Genomic DNA, 20,783 nt, shown 5'->3' on the forward strand with positions numbered 1-20,783 from the left:
CCTTGGGCGGGCGAAAAGTGGTTGCCCGCCCCGGCAATCACCGGGACAGGCAAGGCTTGGGTGGGTCTAGTAGCCCTTTTGAACGCGACCAAAGGTTTTGGTCCATTCTTGTTCGTTCTTGTTCCAGTAGGCCGGATCGGCAAAGGTCAGATTTTCCAATGTGCCGGTCGGATCAAAGGCCGGCAGGGTCGGAATCTTGGCGCCAAGATCAACCTTGGTCGGGTCAAGCGCAGGCGGATAGTTCTGGCCTTCCGCCACCGCGATCGAGGTTGCCGGATCAAGCATGAAGTTCAACAGCTCTTCACAGGCCTCCATCGGGCTGCCTTTGATCACGAACAGACATTCCTGCCAGCCATAGCCATTCGGCGGGTCCATATAACCGATGTCATGGCCTTGTTCCTGAAGCGCGAAGATCCGGCCCGACCAGGCCTCGGTCACATGGATTTCCTCTTCGGCAAGCAGGCTCATCAATTCGGCGCCCGACCCCCAGTATTTCAACGAGAGGTCACGATGCGCGCGGATCGCATCCCAGACCGCCTCCATATCCGTCGCGCCGTTCGGGTCCTGCCCGGTTTGCAGCGAAGCAAACCAGATCCGCGTGCGCCAGTCGCCCCAGCCGGCAATCTTGCCCTTGTGGGTCTCGTCGATCAGGATCTTGGCGCCCTTTTCCTTCATCTCATCATCCGAGATATACTTGCGGTTATAGGCAAGACCGGTGGTGCCATAGTCATAGGGCACACAGGACAGCTTGCCATCCGTCACCTTGCGGAACACATCAACCAGCTTGGGGATGACATATTTCAGGTTCGGGATGTTGTCCTCATTCAACTCGCTGGAAAAGCCAAGGTTGTGATAACGCGCATAATCGAACACGCCCGACAGGTGGGCGATGTTGTATTCGCCTTCCTGGCTTGCCTTGATGCGGCTGATATATTCATCGGGGCCGCCAAAGGTCCCATCGACCACATTGATGCCGGTCGCGGCGGTATAGGGATCAAAGGCGTGCTCGCGGAACGCCTCGGACACAACCCCGCCCCAGCCGTCAAAGCGCACCTGCGATACACTCTGGGCATTGGCGTATTTGGCAAAGGGCGTCTGCACGCCGTAAGCAAGGCCCGCCGCACCGATCAGCCCGAGAAAGCTGCGCCGGTCCAGATCGCCGTTCATGTACCGTTCGCGCATCCGCTCATAACGGGTGGTGTTGTCCATTTTCCTGGTCATTTTCATCTCCTTGTTGACTGGGTTCTTTATCTGTTCGGACGGTTCTAACTGCCGCCCTTGCTTGCCACCTTGCGCGCAATCGCCAACCCGATAAGGGGCAGGCCCACGGTCATGAGAATCATAACCGTCCCGAGGGCATTGATCTCGGGGCTGATGGAATTGCGCAGCATGGCGAAAATCTGTGTCGGTACGGTCTCCACCCCGCCGGGCTTCCAGAACAGCGTACCGGTGATGTCATCAAAGCTGATCGTGAAGGCAAACAGCCCCCCCGCCAGCACCGCCGGCATCATCAGCGGCAGGGTGATCTCAAAGAACGTCTGGCGCGGGCTTGCGCCGAGACTAAGCGCGGCCTCTTCGATATCGCGCTTGATGCTGACAAGGCGCGCCTGCACAACCAGTATCACGAAGGGCAGCGTAAAGATCACATGCCCGGCCAGCAAAAGCGGAAAGCTTTTCGGCAGGCCGAGAAAGTTGAGAAACAACAGCAAGGCCACCGCAAGCACTACCTCGGGCACCAGAATCGGCGCGATCAGCATGGTGGTGATCATATTGCGCCCCGGCACGTCGTAGCGCACCAGTGCCAAAGAGGCCAAAACGCCCAGAGTGGTGGAAAACACCGCCGTCAGCGCGCCAAGGATGACCGAGGTGCGAAAGGCGCGCAAGATCGCCTCGTTCTGCGCCAGCTCGACGAACCAGCGAAACGAAAACCCGGTCATCGGAAAACTGCCGAACTGGCTTGCGTTAAAGCTAAGCAGGACCACCACGGCGACCGGCAGGAACATGAAGACGTAAACCGCCATCGCCCATCCGCGAATAAGGTGCCAGCCGCGGTTGCTCTTACCCGCCATCAACCAAGCCCCTTCATCAACTGCGCCATGCCAAGATAGCGGTTGTAGATGAGAACGAGCGCCCCGAGCACCGCCAAAAGCATCAGGCTAAGCGCGCTGCCAAGCGGCCAGTTGAGCTGGGTGATGATCGCCTCGAACACCAGATTGGCAAACATCGCATCCCTCGGACCGCCAAGCACCAGAGGCGTGATATAGGTGCCCGCGCCAAGCACGAAACACAGCAATCCCCCCGCCGCCAGACCCGGAAGCGACAGCGGCAAGGTCACCTGCACAAACGCCTGCCAGCGGGTGGCGCCAAGCGAATTCGCGGCATCCTCAAGGGTGGTGTCGATGCCATCAAGGCTGACGAAAACATTCAGCACCATGAAGGGCAACAGGAAATGCACCAGCCCGAGGATCACCGTGGTCTGATTGTAAAGCATCTGGATCGGCTCATCTATGATGCCAATCCAGAGCAGAAAGGTGTTGAACGCCCCCGAGACGCCGAGAATGTTGATCCAGCTCATCGTGCGGATGATGTAGCTGATCCAGAACGGCAGCATCAAAAGCAAAAGCAGGATCGCCTTGTTGCCTCTGGACCGGGCAATGAAATAGGCCGCCGGATAGCCCATCAGGGCGCAGATCACCGTGGTGATCGTGGCGATCTTGAGGGTGCCGAAAAGGATGTCGCGGTAAAACGCGTCGCTTAGCACCTCTTTCCAGTTGTTGAGGTAAAACCCGACCTGATCCGCCCCTGTCGCGGTGCGAAGCCAGAACGAATAGACCACGATGAACACCAGCGGCACGAACAGCAACAGCACCACCGCGCCAAGCGCCGGTGACAGCAATATCCAGGGTTGTCTTGCCTCGCGGGCTTCGACTGACATACGGCATCCCTACCCAAACGGCCCGCCAATGTGGGGTTGCGATCAGGATGCAAACCGGGCAATCATAAATCCAATAGATAATGAGAATTATAACAATAGATGAAATCAATGATTGATCAAAACAGCCCCGAACGCATCATGCGCGAAATGGATTGGAACCTGTTGCGCACCTTTGTCGTACTGGCACAGGCGCGCTCGGTGACCGATGCCGCCACCCGGCTTCGCCTGACCCAGCCGTCGGTTTCCACCGCCTTGAAAAGGCTGGAAAACAGGGTTGGCAAAAAGCTTATTGATCGCAGTCCGGGGCACTTTCAACTGACCGATGCAGGCGAAGTTCTTTACCGCGAGGCGGTGGATATTCAGGGCTCTATCCTGCGCCTCTCGACGCTGATGCGCGACATGACCGATGAGGTCACGGGTCATGTGCGCCTGTCCCTGGCGAGCCACGTCATCTGCCCGCTTTTTAATCAGGTGCTGGCCGAGTTTCACGACGAGAACCCCCGCGCGACCCTGTCTATTGATGTTTTCACCTCGGCCCTGGCGGTTGACACGGTCACCGCGCGCTCGGCCTCGTTTGCGATCTGCCTTGTGCATCAGCGCAATTCCAAGCTGGAATACAAACGCCTGTTCCGCGAATATTTCGGCCTGTTCTGCGGCCCACCGCACCCGTTGTTTGGCCGCAAAAACCTGACCCGCGCCGATCTTGCCGGGCATTCGGCGGTCAGCTTTGGCACCGACCGGCTTCAGGACGCCCTGAAACCTGTGACCCTGATGCGCGCACAGGCCGAACTTGGCGATCAGATCATCGCCACCTCAAGCCACCTTGAAGAAGTCCGCCGTCTGATCATCGCCGGGCTCGGGGTCGGGCCGCTGCCGCTTCATGTGGCGGCGCGCGATGTGCGTGATGGCCAGCTTTGGCAATTGCCGCCCTATGATCAGACCGCACCGATTGACGTGCATGTCGTCTGGAACCCGCGCGCGGTGCTGAACCGGGCCGAAAAATGGCTGTTGGATCGCCTGTTGCAACGCATCGAGGATACCCCGATGGAAGAGCGCACCTATCGCTAGATGCGCGCGACCTGCCAGTCGGGGTAAAGGCCGCTTTGCGCCATGAAGGGCGCCACATCATGCCCGGCAAAAAGCCCGTCCTGCGTGACCAGAACCGTACGCCAGCCCGCGGCGGCCCCACCAAGAATATCGGTGTGAAGCGTGTCCCCCACCATCGCGATCCGGCCCTTGTCGATGCCGCCAAGGCTTGCCATGGCCATGGCATGCACATCCGCAAACGGCTTGCCAAAGAACAGCACCTCAGCCGCCGTCAGATCGGCAAGCTGATGGCCGTAAAACCCCGGCTCGATGGAAAAACCGTGATCGCGCGGCGCAACCAGATCGGCGTTGGCGATGATCACCCGGCGTGGATGTTTCAACAATGATACCTCAAGCATCCCCTGACGCGCATTATTCCAATCGGCGCTGGAGAGGAACAAAAAGCCTTCCGCGCGATCATAATCGACCGGGTCATCGCCCAGCCGGATCACCGGCATATCCAAGTCAGTCAGGGTATCTTCAGTCGCGGCAATGACCCCCCAGAGGCGGTTGTCCAGACCGCAAAGGGCTGCGTCGCGGCTGGTGATGATCTCATCGGGATCAAGAGCGATGCCAAGCTTGTCAAACTTGGCCACGGCCCCCGCGCGATCATAGCTTGCGGCATTGGTCAGCACCCTGATCTGACACCCGCGGGCCCGCAGATCGGCAACCCGGTCTGCCGCACCGGGGATCGGCGTTTCGCCAATATTGAGCACCCCAAAGGCGTCGAACACAAAGGCATCAATGCGCTCCGCGATCTCGCCAAGATTGGCGAGAGCTTCGGTGTCGGGCCGGGCATGAACAGCGGGCAACCGGGGGCGGATCGCCTCGTATCTGTCGAAAATTCCGTGCAGGCCGTTCATCTGTCACCCTAGCTTGATGGCCGATACCTGATTCGACCCTCGCCACCCTATGCGCGGTAGATCGGGCGAAAAAGCGCGAATGACCAAAAAGTGCTCGCCTGCGCTGCAATAAACCGCCCCCTCTCCCGCCGGTTTTCGCGAAAGCATTCAAGGAACTGTCACAAAACACCCGTATCAGCAGGCGATAAGAAACCTGCGACCCCGTTTAAAAAATGTTGCTTTTATGAGCGTTATGCCCATTCTGATGGCAATAATGGAGATATGCCCAAAATGTCATCCAAGAAACGAAAGCGCAGGGATGGGATACTGGATCTCATGCAGACCCATAAAAGCGTCTCGGTGGATGAGCTTGCAACCACCTTTGGCGTCTCGGCCCAGACCGTACGCCGCGATATCAACCAATTGTGCCAGGAGAACCTGTTGCGGCGGCGCCACGGCGGGGCCGATCTTTTTGAAAAACAGCTCAACCAGCCCTATCAACAGCGCAAGACCACCAATTCAGACGCCAAAGCGGCCATCGCCCAAGCCGCCGCCGCGCTTATCCCGGACGATGTGACGGTGTTCTTTTCCATCGGCACCACACCGGCCTTTGTCGCCGAGGCGCTGCGCGCGCGCAAACGCCTGACGGTGGTGACCAACAACCTCAACGTGGTCATGGCGCTGTCGAACGAACCGACCAATCGGCTCATCGTGCCGGGGGGCGAGGTGCGCCTGCCCGACCTTGATATCCTTGGCGATGAGGTGCCCCGTTTCTTTCAGGGTTACCGCGCGGACTTTGGCATTTGCGGCGTTGCCGGCGTTGCCGAAGATGGCGCGCTGTTGGATTTTCACGCCTCCGAAGTGCGCGTGCGCGAACAGATTCGCATCGCCTGTGAGACCTCGATCCTTGTGCTTGACCACACCAAATTCGGCCGCGTCGCCCCGGTGGTGGGCGGCCATCTCGGCGAGGTTGACCGCATCATCATGGATCGCGCGCCCGACGCCCGCTTTGCCCCGGTGCTTGGGCGGGTCGCCGACCGTCTTACCCTTGTTGAAAGAGGTCCATTATGACCGCGCAACCCTTTGTATCGCTTGAAGGGATCGGCAAGCGCTGGAACGGCAAGCTTGGGGTTGAAGATGTCAGCCTCGATATCCCCGAGGGCGCGTTCGTGGCGCTGCTTGGGCCGTCGGGCTGTGGCAAGTCGACCACGCTGCGGCTTTTGGCCGGGCTTGAGATCCCGGACGAGGGCAAGATCATCATCGACGGGCGCGATGTCACCACACGTGCCGCCTCGGAGCGCAACTTGTCGATGGTGTTTCAATCCTACGCGCTTTTCCCGCATCTTTCAGTTGCCGAAAACGTCATGTTCGGCCTCAAGGTGCGCCGCGTGCCGCGCGCCGAACGGCTTGAGAAACTCAAGCGCGCGCTTGAGATCACCGGCCTTACCGGGCTTGAGGATCGCAAACCCGGCGAATTGTCCGGCGGTCAGCGTCAGCGCGTCGCCCTTGCCCGCGCCATTGTCGCCGGTCAGCGGTTGTGCCTGATGGATGAACCGCTCTCAAACCTTGATGCCAAGCTGCGCAATGCCGTGCGCAAGGATATCAAGAAGCTGCAACAGGATCTGGGCATCACCGTGGTCTATGTCACCCATGACCAGACCGAGGCGATGAGCATGGCCGATATCGTGGTGCTGATGAAGGACGGGCGCATTCAGCAGATCGGCACGCCGCAAGAGCTATATAATGCGCCGGTCAATACCTTCGTGGCCGAATTTGTCGGCGCGCCGCCGATGGCCCTGATCAGGGGACATGCGCTTGCCGGGTTCGACAATGACACAACCATCGGGTTGCGCGCCGAGCACATCACCCTAGCCGAGACCGGCAAGGGCCGCCTGATCTGCGAGGTGACCGAATGCGAGTTCCTTGGCGCCGAAACCTTTATCGGCCTCGCGCATGATGATGCCACCGGTCTCACGCTCAAGGCGCCGGGCATGGCGCTTCACCCAAGTGGGCACACTGTTGAAATCGGCTTTGCCGACGATGACCTGCACGTGTTTGATTCCGGGGGCAAACGGGTGGCGCGCGCCCCCTGACCCCACCCGCCAAACGCCACGACCAAGCATAACAAGTGGCGCACCAACCAAGACTGCACACAGACATTCTTTAGGAGGATACAATGTATTTCACCAAGCACCTCGGCCTCGCGCTTTCCGGCGCCATGGCCCTTTCGCTGGCGTCACAGGCGCAGGCACAAACCGAACTTACCATGTATTACCCGATTGCCGTGGGCGGTGCCCTGACCGAGGTGGTCGATGGTATCGTGGCCGATTTTGAGGCCGAAAACCCCGATATCAAGGTCAATGCGATCTATTCGGGCAATTATGATGACACCCGCGTGCGCGCCCTCTCGGCGCTCAATTCCGGCGAACCGGCGCAACTGGCGGTGATGTTCTCGATCGACGCCTATGACCTGATCGAACAGGATCTGATCCAGCCGTTTGATGATGTGCTCAAGACCGACGCGGATCGCGCCTGGCTCGACGGGTTTTACCCGGCGCTGATGGCCAATGGCCAGATCGAGGGCAAGACATGGGGCATTCCGTTCCAGCGTTCGACCATCGTTGCTTATTACAACAAGGATATGTTCCGCGCCGCCGGACTTGACCCCGAAAAGGCCCCCGCCACCTGGGATGAAATGGTCAGCATGGGCAAGGCGCTGACCAAGGATGATACTTACGGCGTGATGATCCCCTCGACCGGTTATCCCTATTGGATGTTCCAGGCGCTTGCGATCCAGAACGGCAAGGAATTGATGGCAAGCGACGGGCTGACCACCTATTTCGACGATCCCGAGGTCATCGAGACGCTGGAATTCTGGAAATCGCTTTCGGCCGAGCATGGCATCATGCCCACCGGTACGGTCGAATGGGGCACCCTGCGACAGGCGTTTCTTGAGGGCCAGACCGCGATGATGTGGCACTCGACCGGCAATCTAACGGCGGTCAAGAACGCGGCGGAATTTGACTTTGGCGTCGCGATGCTTCCGGGCAACAAACGGCTTGGCTCGCCCACCGGCGGCGGCAATTTTTACCTGTTCAAAGACACCACCGACGCCGAGCGCGAGGCGGCGATGAAGCTGATCCAGTTCATGACCTCGCCCGATCAGGCCGCCGCCTGGTCAATCGCAACCGGCTATATGGGGGTATCGCCCGCGGCCTATGAGACCGAGGCGCTGAAATCCTACACCGCTGACTTCCCGCCTGCCCTTGTGGCGCGCAATCAGCTTGAACATGCGGTCGCCGAGTTTTCAACGTTCGAAACCGCGCGTGTGCGTGACGGGCTCAACAATGCGATCCAATCGGCCCTGACCGGTGCCAAGACCCCGGCCGATGCCCTGGCCGAGGCCCAGGCAAGCGCCAAACGTCTGCTTGCAGACTATCAGTAACCAAACGCCAGACACCGGCCCCAACCCGCAGGGCCGGTGTTTCTCGATCCTGAAAGGGCCGCGCAAGTGTCAAACCCACATGCCAATCTGGAACGGCGCCGACAGGCGATCTATGGCTGGCTTTTGCTTAGCCCGGCGGCGTTGCTGTTGTCGGTCTTTGCCTTTTACCCTTCGCTTGCGACGTTCTGGTCAAGCACGTTTTCACGCGGCAACCGGCGCAATCCGTCGGAATATATCGGGCTTGAAAACTACGCCGATCTGTTTGCCGATCCGACCTTCTGGCTGGTGGTGCGCAACAACCTGTTTTACGCTGGTGTCACCATCCCGGTGTCGATTTTCATCGCCCTGTCGATGGCGCTTTGGGCCAATTCCAGGATCCCCGCGCGCGGCTTTGTGCGCACCGCCTATTTCACGCCGACCGTTTTGCCGATGATCGCCGCCGCCAATCTGTGGCTGTTTTTCTACACCCCCGGCCTTGGCGTTCTTGATCAAATCGGCGCGCTCTTTGATCTGCCGTCGGTCAACTGGCTGGGTCAGCCGGAAACCGCGCTTTGGGCGATCATCATCGTCACGATCTGGAAGGAGGCCGGGTTTTTCATGATCTTCTACCTCGCCGCGCTTCAGACCATCCCCGAAGACCTGAAAGAGGCCGCCGATATCGAAGGGGCAAGCCGGTGGACCTATACGCGCCGGATCGTTCTGCCGCTGTTGATGCCGACCACGCTTTTCATCATGGTCAATGCGATGATCAACTCGGTCAAACTGATCGACCACCTGTTTATCCTGACCAAGGGCGGGCCGTCGGATGCCTCAAAGCTGATCCTCTATTACATCTGGGAAATGGCCTTTGCCTTTTTTGACGCGCCGCATGCCGCCGCGATGACAATGCTGGTGCTTCTGGTGCTCGGGATCGTCGCCGCCATCCAGTTTTTCCTGATCGACCGCAGGACACATTACCAATGAAGCGCCTGACGCCCACGCTCGATGCCGCCGGTGCCATTCTGCTGGCCGTGATCTGGATATCTCCGCTGCTGTTTGCCTTTTGGGCGGCGTTTCATTCGACCTCGGATGCGGTGAATTTCAACATCGCCGCGCCCTGGACGCTTGATAATTTCCGCACCGCATGGGAGGGGGCGCCCTGGATGCGCTATTTCCTCAACACCTTCCTGCTGGTCACCGTGGTCCTGATCGGTCAGTTCATCCTGACCACCCTGGCCGGGTTTGCCTTTGCGCAAATGCATTTTCCCGGCAAGGATGTCGTGTTCATCCTGGTGTTGCTACAGCTCTTTATCCTGCCCGAGGTCTTGATCGTCGAAAACTATGCCATGATCTCGCGGCTGGGGCTTTTCGATACGATCCTTGGGATCGGCATGCCCTATATGGCAAGCGCCTTTGGCATTTTCCTGATGCGGCAAGCGTTCAAATCGGTGCCGATTGAATTGCACGAGGCGGCGCGCATCGAGGGCTGTAGCTGGTTTGGCATCCTGATCCGGGTCTATGTGCCCTTGGCCAAGCCGACCTATCTTGCCTATGCGCTTGTGTCGGTCTCGACCCATTGGAACAACTTTTTGTGGCCGCTGATCGTCACCAATTCGCCCGACACCCGGCCCCTGACCGTCGGCCTGTCGATCTTTGGCGCGCCAGAGAATGGCGTCGATATTTCGGTTATTTCGGCGGCCACGCTGATGTCGATTGCGCCGCTTTTGATCGCCTTTCTGGTGTTCCAGCGCCAGTTCGTTCAGGCCTTCCTGCGCGCAGGTATCAAATGACCCGCATTCTGCATCTCACCGATACCCATGTCACCGTGCCGCCGCATCGCGTCTCGGGTGTCCTCGATACCTTCGCGCTTCTGGGCTCGGCGATCACCCGGATATTGGCCGATCTCGACCGGATTGGCCCGATTGATGCGGTCGTCGTCACCGGCGATCTGACCGATCAGGGTGACGCCGAAAGCTATCGCCTGTTGCGCCGTCAGATCGAGCGGCTTGGCCTGCCATGGTTTGCCATTCCCGGCAATCACGACCTGCGCGATCCGATGCGCGCCGCACTTGCCGACCTTGAATACCTGCCCGCCGAGGGGCGGCTGAACTGGGTGCATGATTTTGCCGATCTGCGGCTGATCGGGCTTGATACCCTGATCGAGGGACAGGCCGGCGGCACGCTTGACGCTGACACGCTGGGTTTTTTGCAAGACGCGTTGCAGGCGCGCGCGGATGTGCCCGCCCTTGTTGCCCTGCATCACCCGCCGTTCGCCTGTGGCATCCGCTTCATGGACAGGATCGGGCTTGAGTGTATCCCCCAACTGGCCGCGATCCTTGATGCCGCACCCTCCGAGGTCCGGCTGATCGCGGGCCATGTGCACAATACCTTTATCGGTCAAGTCGGCCCTTGCATCGCCCTTACCAGTGCGGCAACATCAAGCAGCTTTCCCGTCGACTTTCGCCCGACTGCCCCGGTTGGCTTTTCTACGGCCCCCGGTGGCTACATGCTGCATGACTGGCGGGGTGGATTTCAAAGCACCTGCGTGTCGCTGGCCTCTGGCACCGGGCCGCATCCGTTCTAGAGATTTGGATCACTCCCCTTGGAAACACCCAACCTGACCCTGTTCTTTTTGCACATCGCTGGCGCCGCCGCGCTGTTGATCTGGGCGGTGCGGCTGGTGCGCACCGGGGTTGAGCGCGCGTTTTCCGTCCAGTTGCGGCTCTGGTTGCGCCGCTCCGGCAAGAGCCGGCTTTGGGCGGCGATGACCGGCACCGCCTCGGCGATGGCCTTGCAAAGCTCGACCGCTGTGGCGATCCTGGCGGCCAATTTTGTCGCCGCCGGCGGGATTGCGGTTGCGGCCGGTCTTGCGATCCTGCTTGGGGCCGATCTTGGCTCGGCTCTGGTGGCCAAGCTTTTGCTGGTGCGCCAGACGTGGCTAATTCCGATCCTTCTTCTTGTCGGCGTCGCCATGTTCCTGCGCGGCGATCAGAAACGTGTGCGCCAGGGCGGGCGCATTCTGATCGGGCTGGCGCTTATCTTCGTGTCGCTCGACATGCTGCGCGCGGCCACGGCGCCGCTGACCGATAGCACCGGCGCGATCATGGCGATGCAATACCTTGGCCGCGACACGCTGACGGCCTTTGTCATCGGTGCGCTGTTTGCTTGGGTGGTGCATTCAAGCGTGGCGGCGGTTCTGCTGTTCGTGACGCTGGTCTTGCAGGGCGTGCTGCCCTTGTCGGCGGCGGTGGCGCTTATCCTTGGAGCCAACCTTGGCGGGGCGTTCATCGCCTTCGTGCTGACCCTCGCCGCCCCGATCGAGGCGCGCCGGATGATCATTGCCAATCTGGTGCTGCGCGGCGGGGGTGCGGCGCTGACCCTGGTTGCGTTCCGCATGTCCGAGCCGCCGCTTGACTGGCTTGGTGCCACGCCTGCGCAACAGGCGATCCATCTGCATATCGTCTTCAACCTCGCGGTGGTGATTGTGGTGCTGCCGTTCACCGGGCTGGCCGCGCGCATGGCCTCGGCGATGCTAAAGACCCCGGCCACCCCCGCCGCGCATGAGCATTTCACGGCACTTGATCCGGCGGCCCTTGGTGACGCTGACCGCGCGCTATCGTGCGCCGCGCGCGAAGTGATGCGTATCGGCGAGACAGTCGAGGCGATGCTGCGCCCGATCCCGACGCTTTATGCCACCTGGGATGACGCAAGCGCCGAGGCCATTGCCGCCAATGAAAAGACCCTGCGTAAGCGCCATTTCGAAACCAAGCTTTATCTGGCGCAGCTTAACCGCAGCGGGCTTGATCAGGACAACAGCCGCCGTTCGATGGACCTTGCGACAATTGCCGCCAATCTTGAGGCCGCAGGCGACATGATCGCGCGCAAGATGCTCACGCTGGCCAAGCGGTTGCATACCGAAGGCGTGCAATTCTCAAAACCCGGCTGGAGTGAAATCTGTGATTTTCACGACCGGGTGCTGGCCAATGCGCAACTGGCGCTCAGCGTGATGATGACGCAAAACCCCGATGACGCCCGCGAACTTGTCGCCGAAAAGGACAGCATTCGCGCGCTTGAACAAAAGCTCCAGCGCCTGCATCTGGGTCGCCTGCGCGAGGGGCTGACCGAAAGCATCGAGACCAGCAATATCCACCAGGAAACCCTGCGCGCGCTCAAACAGGTCAATACCTCGTTTTCGATGGTCGCCTATCCGATCCTGACCGAAACCGGCGATCTGCTCTCAAGCCGGATGTCGGACCGAAACTAGCCCGCCGCTTGTCAAATCGCCGATTTGGCACTAGGCCTTAAGACATTACAGACCCCATTCACCGTGCGGCCCAAACAGGATTCTTCCGATGGTCAGGGTAAAGCCCGCACCCCAGACAGGCCCCGCGCAATCCGCGCTTGTCGGTGCTGTTCTGGGCATTGATGCGGCGGGGCATTGCCTGGCGCTTGCGACGGTGTTTTTCGCCGGTGGGCTGGCGGCAGGGCTTGGGCTGGCAACGGCGATCTTTTTGCTCTCGACCGCCCTGATCACTCTGGTGCTGTCACGCTTTGGCGGATTTCGCGTCGCGCTTGGCATCACCCAGGATACCACCGTGGCCATTCTCGCCCCCGCCGTGGCGCTTGTCGCCGCCGCCGCAAGCGGGCCGCCAGAGGCGCAGGTTGCCACCGCCATCGCGGCCATCGGGGCCTCGGCATTTCTTTCGGGGCTGGCGTTCTGGCTTGTCGGCCGACTGGGGTTGGGGCGGCTGTTGCGGATGTTCCCCTATCCGGTGGCGGCGGGGTTTCTGGCCTCGTCGGGGGTGTTGCTTGTCATGGCCGCCCTGTCGATCCTGACCGGCGCACAGGGCTATGGCGCTATTGTCGCAAGCCTTGCCACACCACAAATTCTCTGGGGCGTCCTGCCCGCCGTTGCCATGGCGCTTGCGCTGGTCGGCGCGCTGCGCATCTGGCAAGGATCAACCCTGGTTCTGGTGATCATCCTGCTGTTTCTGGCCGGATTTTACGGGGTTCTGTTCTGGCTCGGGTTAAGCCGGGCCGAGGCGGCCGAAATGGGTCTTTTGCCGCATCTTGGCGAAGGCGGCGGGCTTGGGCCGGGATTATGGATGATCCGGCTGGTCGACTGGCCGCTTTTGCTGAGCATCGCGCCGACCTTTGCCGCCGTGATCCTGCTCAACCTGATCGGCGTGCTGCTCAATACCTCGGGGGTGGAACTGGCCACGCGACAGGATGCCAATGAGAACCGCGAATTGCGGGTGACCGGCCTTGGCAATATCGTGATCGGCGCCCTCGGCGGAATCACAAGCTATTTACAGGGCGGCGCCTCGATCATTGCCGCGCGGCTTGGCGTGCATAGCGGTGGCCTGGTGCTCGGGCATGTGGCGGTGCTGCTTGTCGCCTCTGTGTTCGCCGAGGCGATCGTGGCTGCGGTGCCGACCTTCGTGGCGGCGGGCCTGTTGATGTTCATCGGCCTTACGATGATCGAAGATTGGCTTATCGCGGCACGCCGTCGCCTCTTGCTGATGGATTGGCTGATCGTTCTGGGGATCGTCGCGGTCACTACCGCCTTTGGCATCCTGCCGGCTGTCGGGGTCGGGCTTGGGCTTGCGGTGCTTGGCTTTACCTTTGGCTATATGCGCCTGCCGGTGATCCGGCAAAGCTCTGACGCGCGTGCGCACCGCAGCACCCTTGACCGCAACGCCGCCGAAAACGCTCATCTGGCCGAAAACGGCGCTGCAATCCGCGTGTTGGAATTGCAGGGTGCCTTGTTCTTTGGCTCGGTCGAGCAGCTTATCGACAGCCTGCGCCATACCCCCGACCCGGCCCAGAGCCCGCGTGCGGTCATTCTCGATTTCAGCGCCGTGAACACCTTTGACAGCTCGGCCTGCGCGGCGCTTGAAAAGCTCGCATATCTGATGCAGGCACAGGGCATCTCCACCCATCTGACCGGGCTATCCCCGGCATTGCAGGAGGCCTTCACCCGATGGGGTCTTCCGATCAGCCTTGCGGCGGATGATCCGATCCCTGGCGGGTTTCGGCTCTGGCCCTCGCTTGACGCCGCGCTTGAAGCCTGCGAAACTGTGCTTCTGGCCTCACTTGACGCCCCCGGCGAGACCCCCGATTTTACGGACCTGCTGCGCCAGATGGGCCAACACCATCCCCGGTTGCCCGATCTCATGGATCAGATGACCGCGCTTGATCTGAGCCCCGGCGACACCCTGATTGCCGCCAATGACAGCCAGGCGGATATCTATTTCCTGTCCTCGGGCCGGTTGGGTGTACTTTTGCCGCAAGGCACCGGCCCTGCGATCCGGGTCCGCTCCATGGGTCCTGGCGCGGTTGTGGGCGAATTGGCAAGCCTGCTTGACACCCCGCGCAATGCAAATGTGATCTGCGAAACCACGGCGCGCGTGTACCGGCTATCAGCCGACACAATCGCGCGGCTTGAACGCGACGACCGTGATTTGGCCGCGCTTTTATGGCGGCTTCTGGCGCGCTCTGTTGCCCTCAAGGTCACCCAGACAAACGCGTTGCTTACGCGCGGGTAATCACATCAAAGCTTTCAGTTATTTGCTGATCGCACTCTCTGGCTGTGTTATAAATAACCCATCCATTGCCAGAGCCTTGGAGCTACAGAACCCTTTTGTTCATTTTTTGCATGTGCCACGCGGTTTTCAACAGATATTGAAGGACCATTGATTTGAATATTCCAACCACGAGCAATCCCGTTTCTCTCACCGTGTCCATCGACCGCGGCGCCCCAGTTGTCAAAACCTGCGATCTTCTGGTCGTGGCCTGCGAGCCGCGCAACCTGATCGGCACATGCGACTATACGCAGGCCGAACTTGACGTGTTTTCACAATTCAAGAACTACACCTTTCATACCACTCTGCTGAAGGTAAAGGTGCCCAGCACCGCGCCAAGATATGGTATCGTCCTGTCGCCGCAGGAAATTGAAAACATGGCAGGCCACGTCAGCGGCTATCGCAATGAAACGGCCAAGCAGTTCTCGCTGGAAACCGCCAATGGCATGACCGAAAATCTGGTCACCGTCTATCAGCTTCAGGGCCCTGAAACCACGCCGATGACCGAGCAGGAGTTTCTGGACAACCTGAATGCCACGCTGCCGACCCTGTCATGGTGGCCCTATCCCGATTATGAGATCGTCACCGATACCGCCAACCTGCCGGTCGATCTGCGCACGCCCTATTTTGACCACTTCGACAATGCCGGGCTTCGGGCCGGCGGGCCGTGGAGCTATCTTGACCTTCAGGGCCAGAACAACACGATCTATGTGCATGGCTCGACCTGCTTTGAATCAGTGCTGCAATGCTGGCAATATGGCGGCATGCTGATTGAAAATCAGGCGCGACTTGGCTGGTCTTTGCCAGATGACAAGGCCGCCTCGATCATCGTGCTGGGGGCCGGGCCGTCGGGGATGATGTTTGCGCATCGCCTGAAAGAGCTGGGCTATAGCAATGTTGAAATCCTTGAAAGCACCGATCGCTTTGGCGGCAAGACCCATACCGTCACCTATGACACGCCCTCGCCCAATGGCGACACGACCGCCTGTGAATTGGGCACCTGTTATCTTTCGCCCGCTTATGACGCGATGGCCAAGCATTTTGCCGCCTGCGATTTCATGCAGGGCAATATCCGCGAGGGCATGTACCTTACCCCTGATCACAAGGATCCGAAGGGCGAAACCATCCGCGGCATGACCACCGCCGGTCAGTTTGAAGGCGTCCCGATGACCGAGCCGCTGATCGACTATACCGATTACACCTTGCTCAAGGGTTATTACGAGGCCAACCAACCCTTTGCCGAACCTGCGAAATGGCTGGATGGGTTTGATGCCGACGAACTCAAGATCGAGATGCTGCTCAAGATCATGGAATACGACGCGCTTCTGGCGCTTTATCGCGGGCTGACCCTGCCGATGCCGCTGACGGCCCCGGCAGAATTGCTGCAATACGACAGCTTCTATGATTTCCTCAAGCAGAACGATCTGTTGTTGCTGACCGGCATGCTGGAATATGCCTATTCGGTACAGGGCTACGGGCCGTTGAAACAGATTCCGGCCTATTACGGCATGATCTGGATTTCGCTGCCGCTGACCCTTGGCATGATCTTTAGTGACAAGCCGGCGGTGACCGTCTTGTCAAAAGGCTGGCTCGATATCTGGACGCAGATGGCCCCAACCCTGAATATTACGCTCAACGCCAAGGTCTCGGCCATTGACCGGGTGACATAAAGATGCCCGCCCGCGATTTGGGGGTCGCGGGCGGCGCGCGCCGACATAAACAGGCAAGGGAGAGACCTGTGAAAACGATGGAACGAAAGGCGACGACAATCGTGGCCGCCGATGTGGTGGGGTTTTCGCGACTGGTTGCGCAGGCTGAAGAAGAGGTCTTCACCCGCCTACATGATCTGCGCCAGAGCGTCATTGATCCCGCTGTCACCGCCGAGGGCGGGCGCGTGGTCAAGACCATGGGCGATGGCCTGTTGGTCGAATTTCCCCAACCCGATGCCGCCATTCGCGCCTCGACCAAAGTGCAACGTGCCGTCACCGCCCATGAGGCCGACCGCCCCGAAGAGACCCGCATCCGCTTTCGCGTCGGCATCAATCACGGCAGCGTTCTGATTGATGGCGATGATGTGCTTGGCGATGTCGTCAACATTGCCGCGCGCCTTGAAACCCTGTCACCGCCCGGCGGCATCTGTGTCTCGCGCAGCGTGCGCGACATGCTGGCCAATGACGAAACGCTTAGTATCACCGGCCAGGGCATGCAATACGTCCGCAACATCCCCACCCCGGTCGAGGTCTGGCAGGTCAATACCGGCGTCGAAGGCGACAGCCCCGACCAAGAACACCGCCGAAGCGACCGCCCTTCGGTGATCGTGCTGCCGTTCGACAATATGTCGCCCTCGATCGAGGACGGGTTTCTGGCCGACGGGATTGCCGATGATGTGATCAACGCGCTGTCGCGGTTCCGCTCGCTCTTCGTGATCGCGCGCGGATCAAGCTTTGTCTACAAGGACCGCGCCCATGATGTGCGCCAGATCGCGCAGGACACCGGCGCGCGCTATGTGGTCAAGGGGGCGGTGCGGCGCGCCGGGCAACGCCTGCGGGTCTCGGCCCAACTGATCGAGGCCGCCACCGGCCATCAAATCTGGTCGGACAAATATGACCGCGACATCGAAGATATCTTTGAGTTGCAGGATGACATAACCCGTTGTCTTGTCACCGGCCTGACGCCTGAAATCGGCGCCCATGAACGCATCATCTCGCGCGGCAAACCCACCGATAGCCTCTCGGCCTGGGAATTGTGCCAAAAGGGGCTGGCCGAAATCGACATGCGCACCGCCGGCAGCGTTCGCAACGCCACCGGTCTGTTTCAGGCCGCCGCCAAGGCCGATACCACCTATGCCCTGCCGCATGCGCTTTTGGGACGGGTTCATGCCGTTCGGATTTATTCCGGCCGAAGCACCGATCCTCAGAAAGACGTGGCCGCAGGCATGAAGCACGCCACCCTCGCGGTGGAGCTCGATGACCGGCTGGAACTTGGCCATGCCACCCTGGCCCAGCTTATGACCATTCAGGGCCGCGAGGCCGACGCCCGCGATGCCCTTGCCCGCGCCAAGGCGCTCAACGACAATGACGCCCTCGCCTATAGCGTCCAGACCTATATCAACCTGTTTCAGCCAGAGCCCGACACCTACGAGATGGAGGCCGCCGGCCTTGAGGCGGTGCGCCTTAGCCCGCAGGATCCGCTGGCCTGGTCGTTTCACTGGATGCTGGTGATGTCGATCTGGCTGCGCGATATGGAATTGGGCGAAAACGTGCGTCACTATCTCGATCCCGCCGCGCGCATGCCGGGGGCGGAAACCTTTGTGTATATCGCCGTCGCGGTCACCGCGCTCAAGCGTGACGATAAGGTGGCCGCGCGGCGCGCGCTTGAAAACGCTCTGACGGTGCGACCGAACCTCTCGCTGCACACCATTCAGCACGCCTTTCACTTTCCCAAATGGCCCGCGCTTGTGGAGGGTGTCGCCCCGCAGCTTGAAACCCTCGTTTCGATGGGATTGCCCCGCGATTAAAGGATTTTTCCCAGGATGTTACCCACCCTGTCGCCTTGGGTTTTTGACTGATCCGGCACGACAGCGATCTGCGCCTGATGGTGGAAAACGCCATGTCGCGTGATACCAGGGCCAAGCTTGTCGCCGCCAACCAACGCCTTTCCGGGGCGCCGAAAGGGGGGGAGGCATGACCACGAACCTTGACCTGATCGCTGTTCTGATCCTGTTCCAGATCAAGCATTTCATCGGCGATTACCTCTGGCAAACCGGCTGGATGCTCGCCAACAACGGGCGTTATGGCCACCCGGGGGGGCTTGCGCATGCGGGGCTGCATGGCACGCTAAGTGCCCCGATCCTGATCTGGGCCGGGGTGCCGATCGCCGCGACCCTCATGCTCGCCCTCGCCGAGGCGGTGCTACATTACCACATCGACTGGTCCAAGGCGCGCACGGTTCGGCGGCACCATCTTGATGAAACCCAACCCGCCTTCTGGCGTTATCTGGGCCTCGATCAAGGCGCGCATCAACTGACCTATATCGCGCTGTTCGCCGCCGCGCTCAGCCTCTGAACCGGGCCTTTCCTTTTGCCACGGCGCAGGCAATCATCGCGCGATGGCCAGAATCAACATCGAACAGCTTCGCACTTTTCTGACAACCGTCCGGCTTGGCAGTGTCCGCAAGGCCGCGCTTGGCCTCAATATCACCCAACCCGCCGTAACCGCGCGGATCAAGAACCTTGAGCACTCGCTGGCCGCCCCGCTGTTTGATCGCACCGCAAGCGGCCTGCGCCTGACCAAGCGTGGCGAACGGCTGGTCAGCTATGCCGAACAGTTCGAGCACCTGACGCAATTGGTCGAGGCCAATATCACCGACCCGCAAGGCATTGATTTCATTCTGCGCCTTGGTGTTTCGGAAACCATCGCGCAATGCTGGCTGCCCGAATTTGTCTCGGCGCTGCACCGCGAATTTCCCAAGGTCGAGATTGAGATCAACGTCGATATCTCGACCAATCTGCGCGACGGGTTGCTCAACCGCGAGATTGATCTCGCCATTCTTCTTGGGCCGGTCTCGGAATATTCGGTCAATAATATCGAGCTGCCGGGCTTTGACCTCGCCTGGTACGCCGCCGCCGATATGCGGGGGGTGGATGGCGACGACGCCACGCTTCTGGCAGATAAGCCGATCATAACCTATGCCCGCAACACCCGCCCCTACCGCGAGCTGAAAACCGTTTTGTTTGAACGCGTTGGCCCCGGCGTGTCGCTATTTCCCTCGTCGTCCCTATCGGCCGGTTTCCGGCTTGTTGAGGCCGGGCTTGGCGTGGCCGCCCTGCCGCGTGCCCTCGGCGCGCCCTATCTCAAAGGCGGCACCCTGCGCGAGTTCGATCCCGGCTGGACCCCCGGACCGCTGCGCTTTTCGCTGTCTTATCTCGGTGATCCCAAAAGCCATGTCGTTGAATCCGCCGCTAAAATCGCGCTTGGCGTGGCGCGGGCTTATCCGCATGCATAAAAATAGATGATGCATATGGGCAAGTTTTTTCGATTTGCGTTTATGCCCACAACCCGTCAGCCTGTTCCCAACGAGGAGAACCAGATTTGAACGCTAACTATCAATCCTTGCGGGCCATGCCCATTGAGGCCCTGCGCGCCACCATCCGCGCCGGGGATTATACCTCGCATACCGCCGGGCTTGGCGCGGGCCTGTTGCAGGCCAACCTTGCGATCATGCCAGAACGCCATGCGCTCGATTTCATGCGCTTTTGCCAGAGAAACCCCAAGCCTTGCCCGCTGACAGGTGTGTCCGATACCGGCAATCCGATGATGGTCACGCTTGGCCGCGACATTGATATCCGCCACGACGTGCCCGCCTATAATATCTACCGCGACGGCCTGCTCACCGAGAGCATGACCGACATCGCCGCCCTCTGGCAGGATGATTTCGTGGTCTTCGCGCTTGGCTGTTCGTTCACCTTTGAAAATGCGCTTGAACAGGTCGGCATCAGCCTCTGGCATATCCAGAACAATACCACCGTGCCGATGTATCGCACCAATATCGAAACCACGCCCGCCGGGCCGTTCTGTGGCCCGATGGTGGTGAGCATGCGGATGATCGACCCCGCGCGCCTTGAAGAGGTGCAAACGATCTGCCGCCGTTACCCGCTGGCCCATGGCGCGCCGGTGCATTGCGGCGACCCCGCCGAGATTGGCATCGTCGATATCGGCGCGCCCGATTGGGGCGATCCGGTACCGGATGAGGTCGGCAAGATCCCGGTCTTCTGGGCCTGTGGCGTCACCCCGCAAGCGGCAGTGGCGCGCGCCAGACTGCCGATTTGCATAACCCACAAGCCGGGTCATATGCTGATCACCGATATTGCCGAGGATGCCGAAGTGCCGGTGTTCCGGCCCTGAAAAAGCAAA

18 protein-coding genes are annotated in these 20,783 nt (G+C 60.3%); 14 read left to right on the forward strand and 4 right to left on the reverse strand.

What is annotated here, in order from left to right; translation table 11 throughout:
* Window positions 1-66 precede the first annotated feature (66 nt).
* From BMZ91_RS06940 to BMZ91_RS06950, 3 genes are read right to left on the reverse strand one after another with little or no spacing between them, the layout of a single operon-like run.
* Complete coding sequence (locus BMZ91_RS06940) at window positions 67-1,209, reverse strand: extracellular solute-binding protein (RefSeq protein WP_092836126.1); 1,143 nt, start codon at window positions 1,207-1,209, stop codon at window positions 67-69.
* Between the two features lie 56 nt (window positions 1,210-1,265).
* Window positions 1,266-2,069: an ABC transporter permease gene (locus BMZ91_RS06945; protein ID WP_092836128.1), complete on the reverse strand. Its 804-nt coding sequence runs from the start codon at window positions 2,067-2,069 to the stop codon at window positions 1,266-1,268.
* Window positions 2,069-2,935, reverse strand: coding sequence for an ABC transporter permease (locus BMZ91_RS06950; RefSeq protein WP_092836130.1), 867 nt, complete (start codon window positions 2,933-2,935; stop codon window positions 2,069-2,071). Before BMZ91_RS06950 ends, BMZ91_RS06945 begins: the two co-directional genes overlap by 1 nt.
* 108 nt (window positions 2,936-3,043) lie before the next feature.
* On the opposite strand from BMZ91_RS06950, the gene BMZ91_RS06955 reads away from it, so the two are divergent.
* The gene (locus BMZ91_RS06955; RefSeq protein WP_092836320.1) at window positions 3,044-4,003 is read left to right on the forward strand and encodes a LysR family transcriptional regulator; all 960 of its coding nucleotides are present in this window, start codon (window positions 3,044-3,046) and stop codon (window positions 4,001-4,003) included.
* Here the strand turns inward: BMZ91_RS06955 and BMZ91_RS06960 are convergent.
* Entirely contained in the window at window positions 4,000-4,884 is an 885-nt protein-coding gene (locus tag BMZ91_RS06960) for an HAD-IIA family hydrolase (protein WP_092836132.1), read from the reverse strand. The two genes, BMZ91_RS06955 and BMZ91_RS06960, sit on opposite strands and share 4 nt — an antisense overlap.
* A gap of 270 nt (window positions 4,885-5,154) precedes the next feature.
* Between BMZ91_RS06960 and BMZ91_RS06965 the strand changes: the two genes are divergently transcribed.
* The 13 genes from BMZ91_RS06965 (at window position 5,155) to BMZ91_RS07025 (ending at window position 20,774) form a co-directional block, all read left to right on the forward strand.
* Window positions 5,155-5,934 (forward strand): DeoR/GlpR family DNA-binding transcription regulator, encoded by a 780-nt coding sequence (locus BMZ91_RS06965; protein ID WP_092836323.1) that lies wholly within the window; start codon window positions 5,155-5,157, stop codon window positions 5,932-5,934.
* A complete protein-coding gene (locus tag BMZ91_RS06970; protein WP_092836134.1) occupies window positions 5,931-6,956 on the forward strand; it encodes an ABC transporter ATP-binding protein in 1,026 nt (341 codons plus the stop codon). The genes BMZ91_RS06965 and BMZ91_RS06970 overlap by 4 nt, the downstream gene beginning before the upstream one ends.
* Window positions 6,957-7,081: 125 nt before the next feature.
* Entirely contained in the window at window positions 7,082-8,308 is a 1,227-nt protein-coding gene (locus BMZ91_RS06975) for an ABC transporter substrate-binding protein (protein WP_218145652.1), read from the forward strand.
* Window positions 8,309-8,374: 66 nt separating this feature from the next.
* On the forward strand, window positions 8,375-9,271 hold the full coding sequence (locus tag BMZ91_RS06980; RefSeq protein ID WP_092836138.1) for a carbohydrate ABC transporter permease: 897 nt from the start codon (window positions 8,375-8,377) through the stop codon (window positions 9,269-9,271).
* Complete coding sequence (locus BMZ91_RS06985; RefSeq protein ID WP_092836140.1) at window positions 9,268-10,077, forward strand: carbohydrate ABC transporter permease; 810 nt, start codon at window positions 9,268-9,270, stop codon at window positions 10,075-10,077. Before BMZ91_RS06980 ends, BMZ91_RS06985 begins: the two co-directional genes overlap by 4 nt.
* Window positions 10,074-10,871, forward strand: a complete 798-nt coding sequence (locus BMZ91_RS06990) for a phosphodiesterase (RefSeq protein WP_092836142.1) — start codon at window positions 10,074-10,076, stop codon at window positions 10,869-10,871. The genes BMZ91_RS06985 and BMZ91_RS06990 overlap by 4 nt, the downstream gene beginning before the upstream one ends.
* A gap of 18 nt (window positions 10,872-10,889) precedes the next feature.
* Window positions 10,890-12,551 carry a Na/Pi cotransporter family protein gene (locus tag BMZ91_RS06995; RefSeq protein WP_177193808.1) on the forward strand — a complete coding sequence of 554 codons (1,662 nt, stop codon included), beginning with the start codon at window positions 10,890-10,892 and terminating at the stop codon, window positions 12,549-12,551.
* An 88-nt stretch (window positions 12,552-12,639) separates the two neighbouring features.
* Window positions 12,640-14,835: an SLC26A/SulP transporter family protein gene (locus BMZ91_RS07000; protein ID WP_092836151.1), complete on the forward strand. Its 2,196-nt coding sequence runs from the start codon at window positions 12,640-12,642 to the stop codon at window positions 14,833-14,835.
* Window positions 14,836-14,987: 152 nt separating this feature from the next.
* The gene (locus BMZ91_RS07005) at window positions 14,988-16,541 is read left to right on the forward strand and encodes an NAD(P)-binding protein (protein ID WP_245736235.1); all 1,554 of its coding nucleotides are present in this window, start codon (window positions 14,988-14,990) and stop codon (window positions 16,539-16,541) included.
* A gap of 77 nt (window positions 16,542-16,618) precedes the next feature.
* Window positions 16,619-18,388: an adenylate/guanylate cyclase domain-containing protein gene (locus BMZ91_RS07010; protein ID WP_245736243.1), complete on the forward strand. Its 1,770-nt coding sequence runs from the start codon at window positions 16,619-16,621 to the stop codon at window positions 18,386-18,388.
* Between the two features lie 166 nt (window positions 18,389-18,554).
* A complete protein-coding gene (locus BMZ91_RS07015) occupies window positions 18,555-18,935 on the forward strand; it encodes a DUF3307 domain-containing protein (protein WP_092836153.1) in 381 nt (126 codons plus the stop codon).
* Window positions 18,936-18,978: 43 nt separating this feature from the next.
* Complete coding sequence (locus BMZ91_RS07020) at window positions 18,979-19,875, forward strand: LysR family transcriptional regulator (RefSeq protein ID WP_092836155.1); 897 nt, start codon at window positions 18,979-18,981, stop codon at window positions 19,873-19,875.
* Window positions 19,876-19,961: 86 nt separating this feature from the next.
* Window positions 19,962-20,774 (forward strand): putative hydro-lyase, encoded by an 813-nt coding sequence (locus BMZ91_RS07025; protein ID WP_281243332.1) that lies wholly within the window; start codon window positions 19,962-19,964, stop codon window positions 20,772-20,774.
* The last annotated feature ends 9 nt before the right edge of the window (window positions 20,775-20,783 follow it).

Origin of the sequence: Roseovarius lutimaris, from assembly GCF_900115165.1 — a bacterium.
Taxonomy (GTDB): Bacteria; Pseudomonadota; Alphaproteobacteria; order Rhodobacterales; family Rhodobacteraceae; genus Roseovarius; species Roseovarius lutimaris.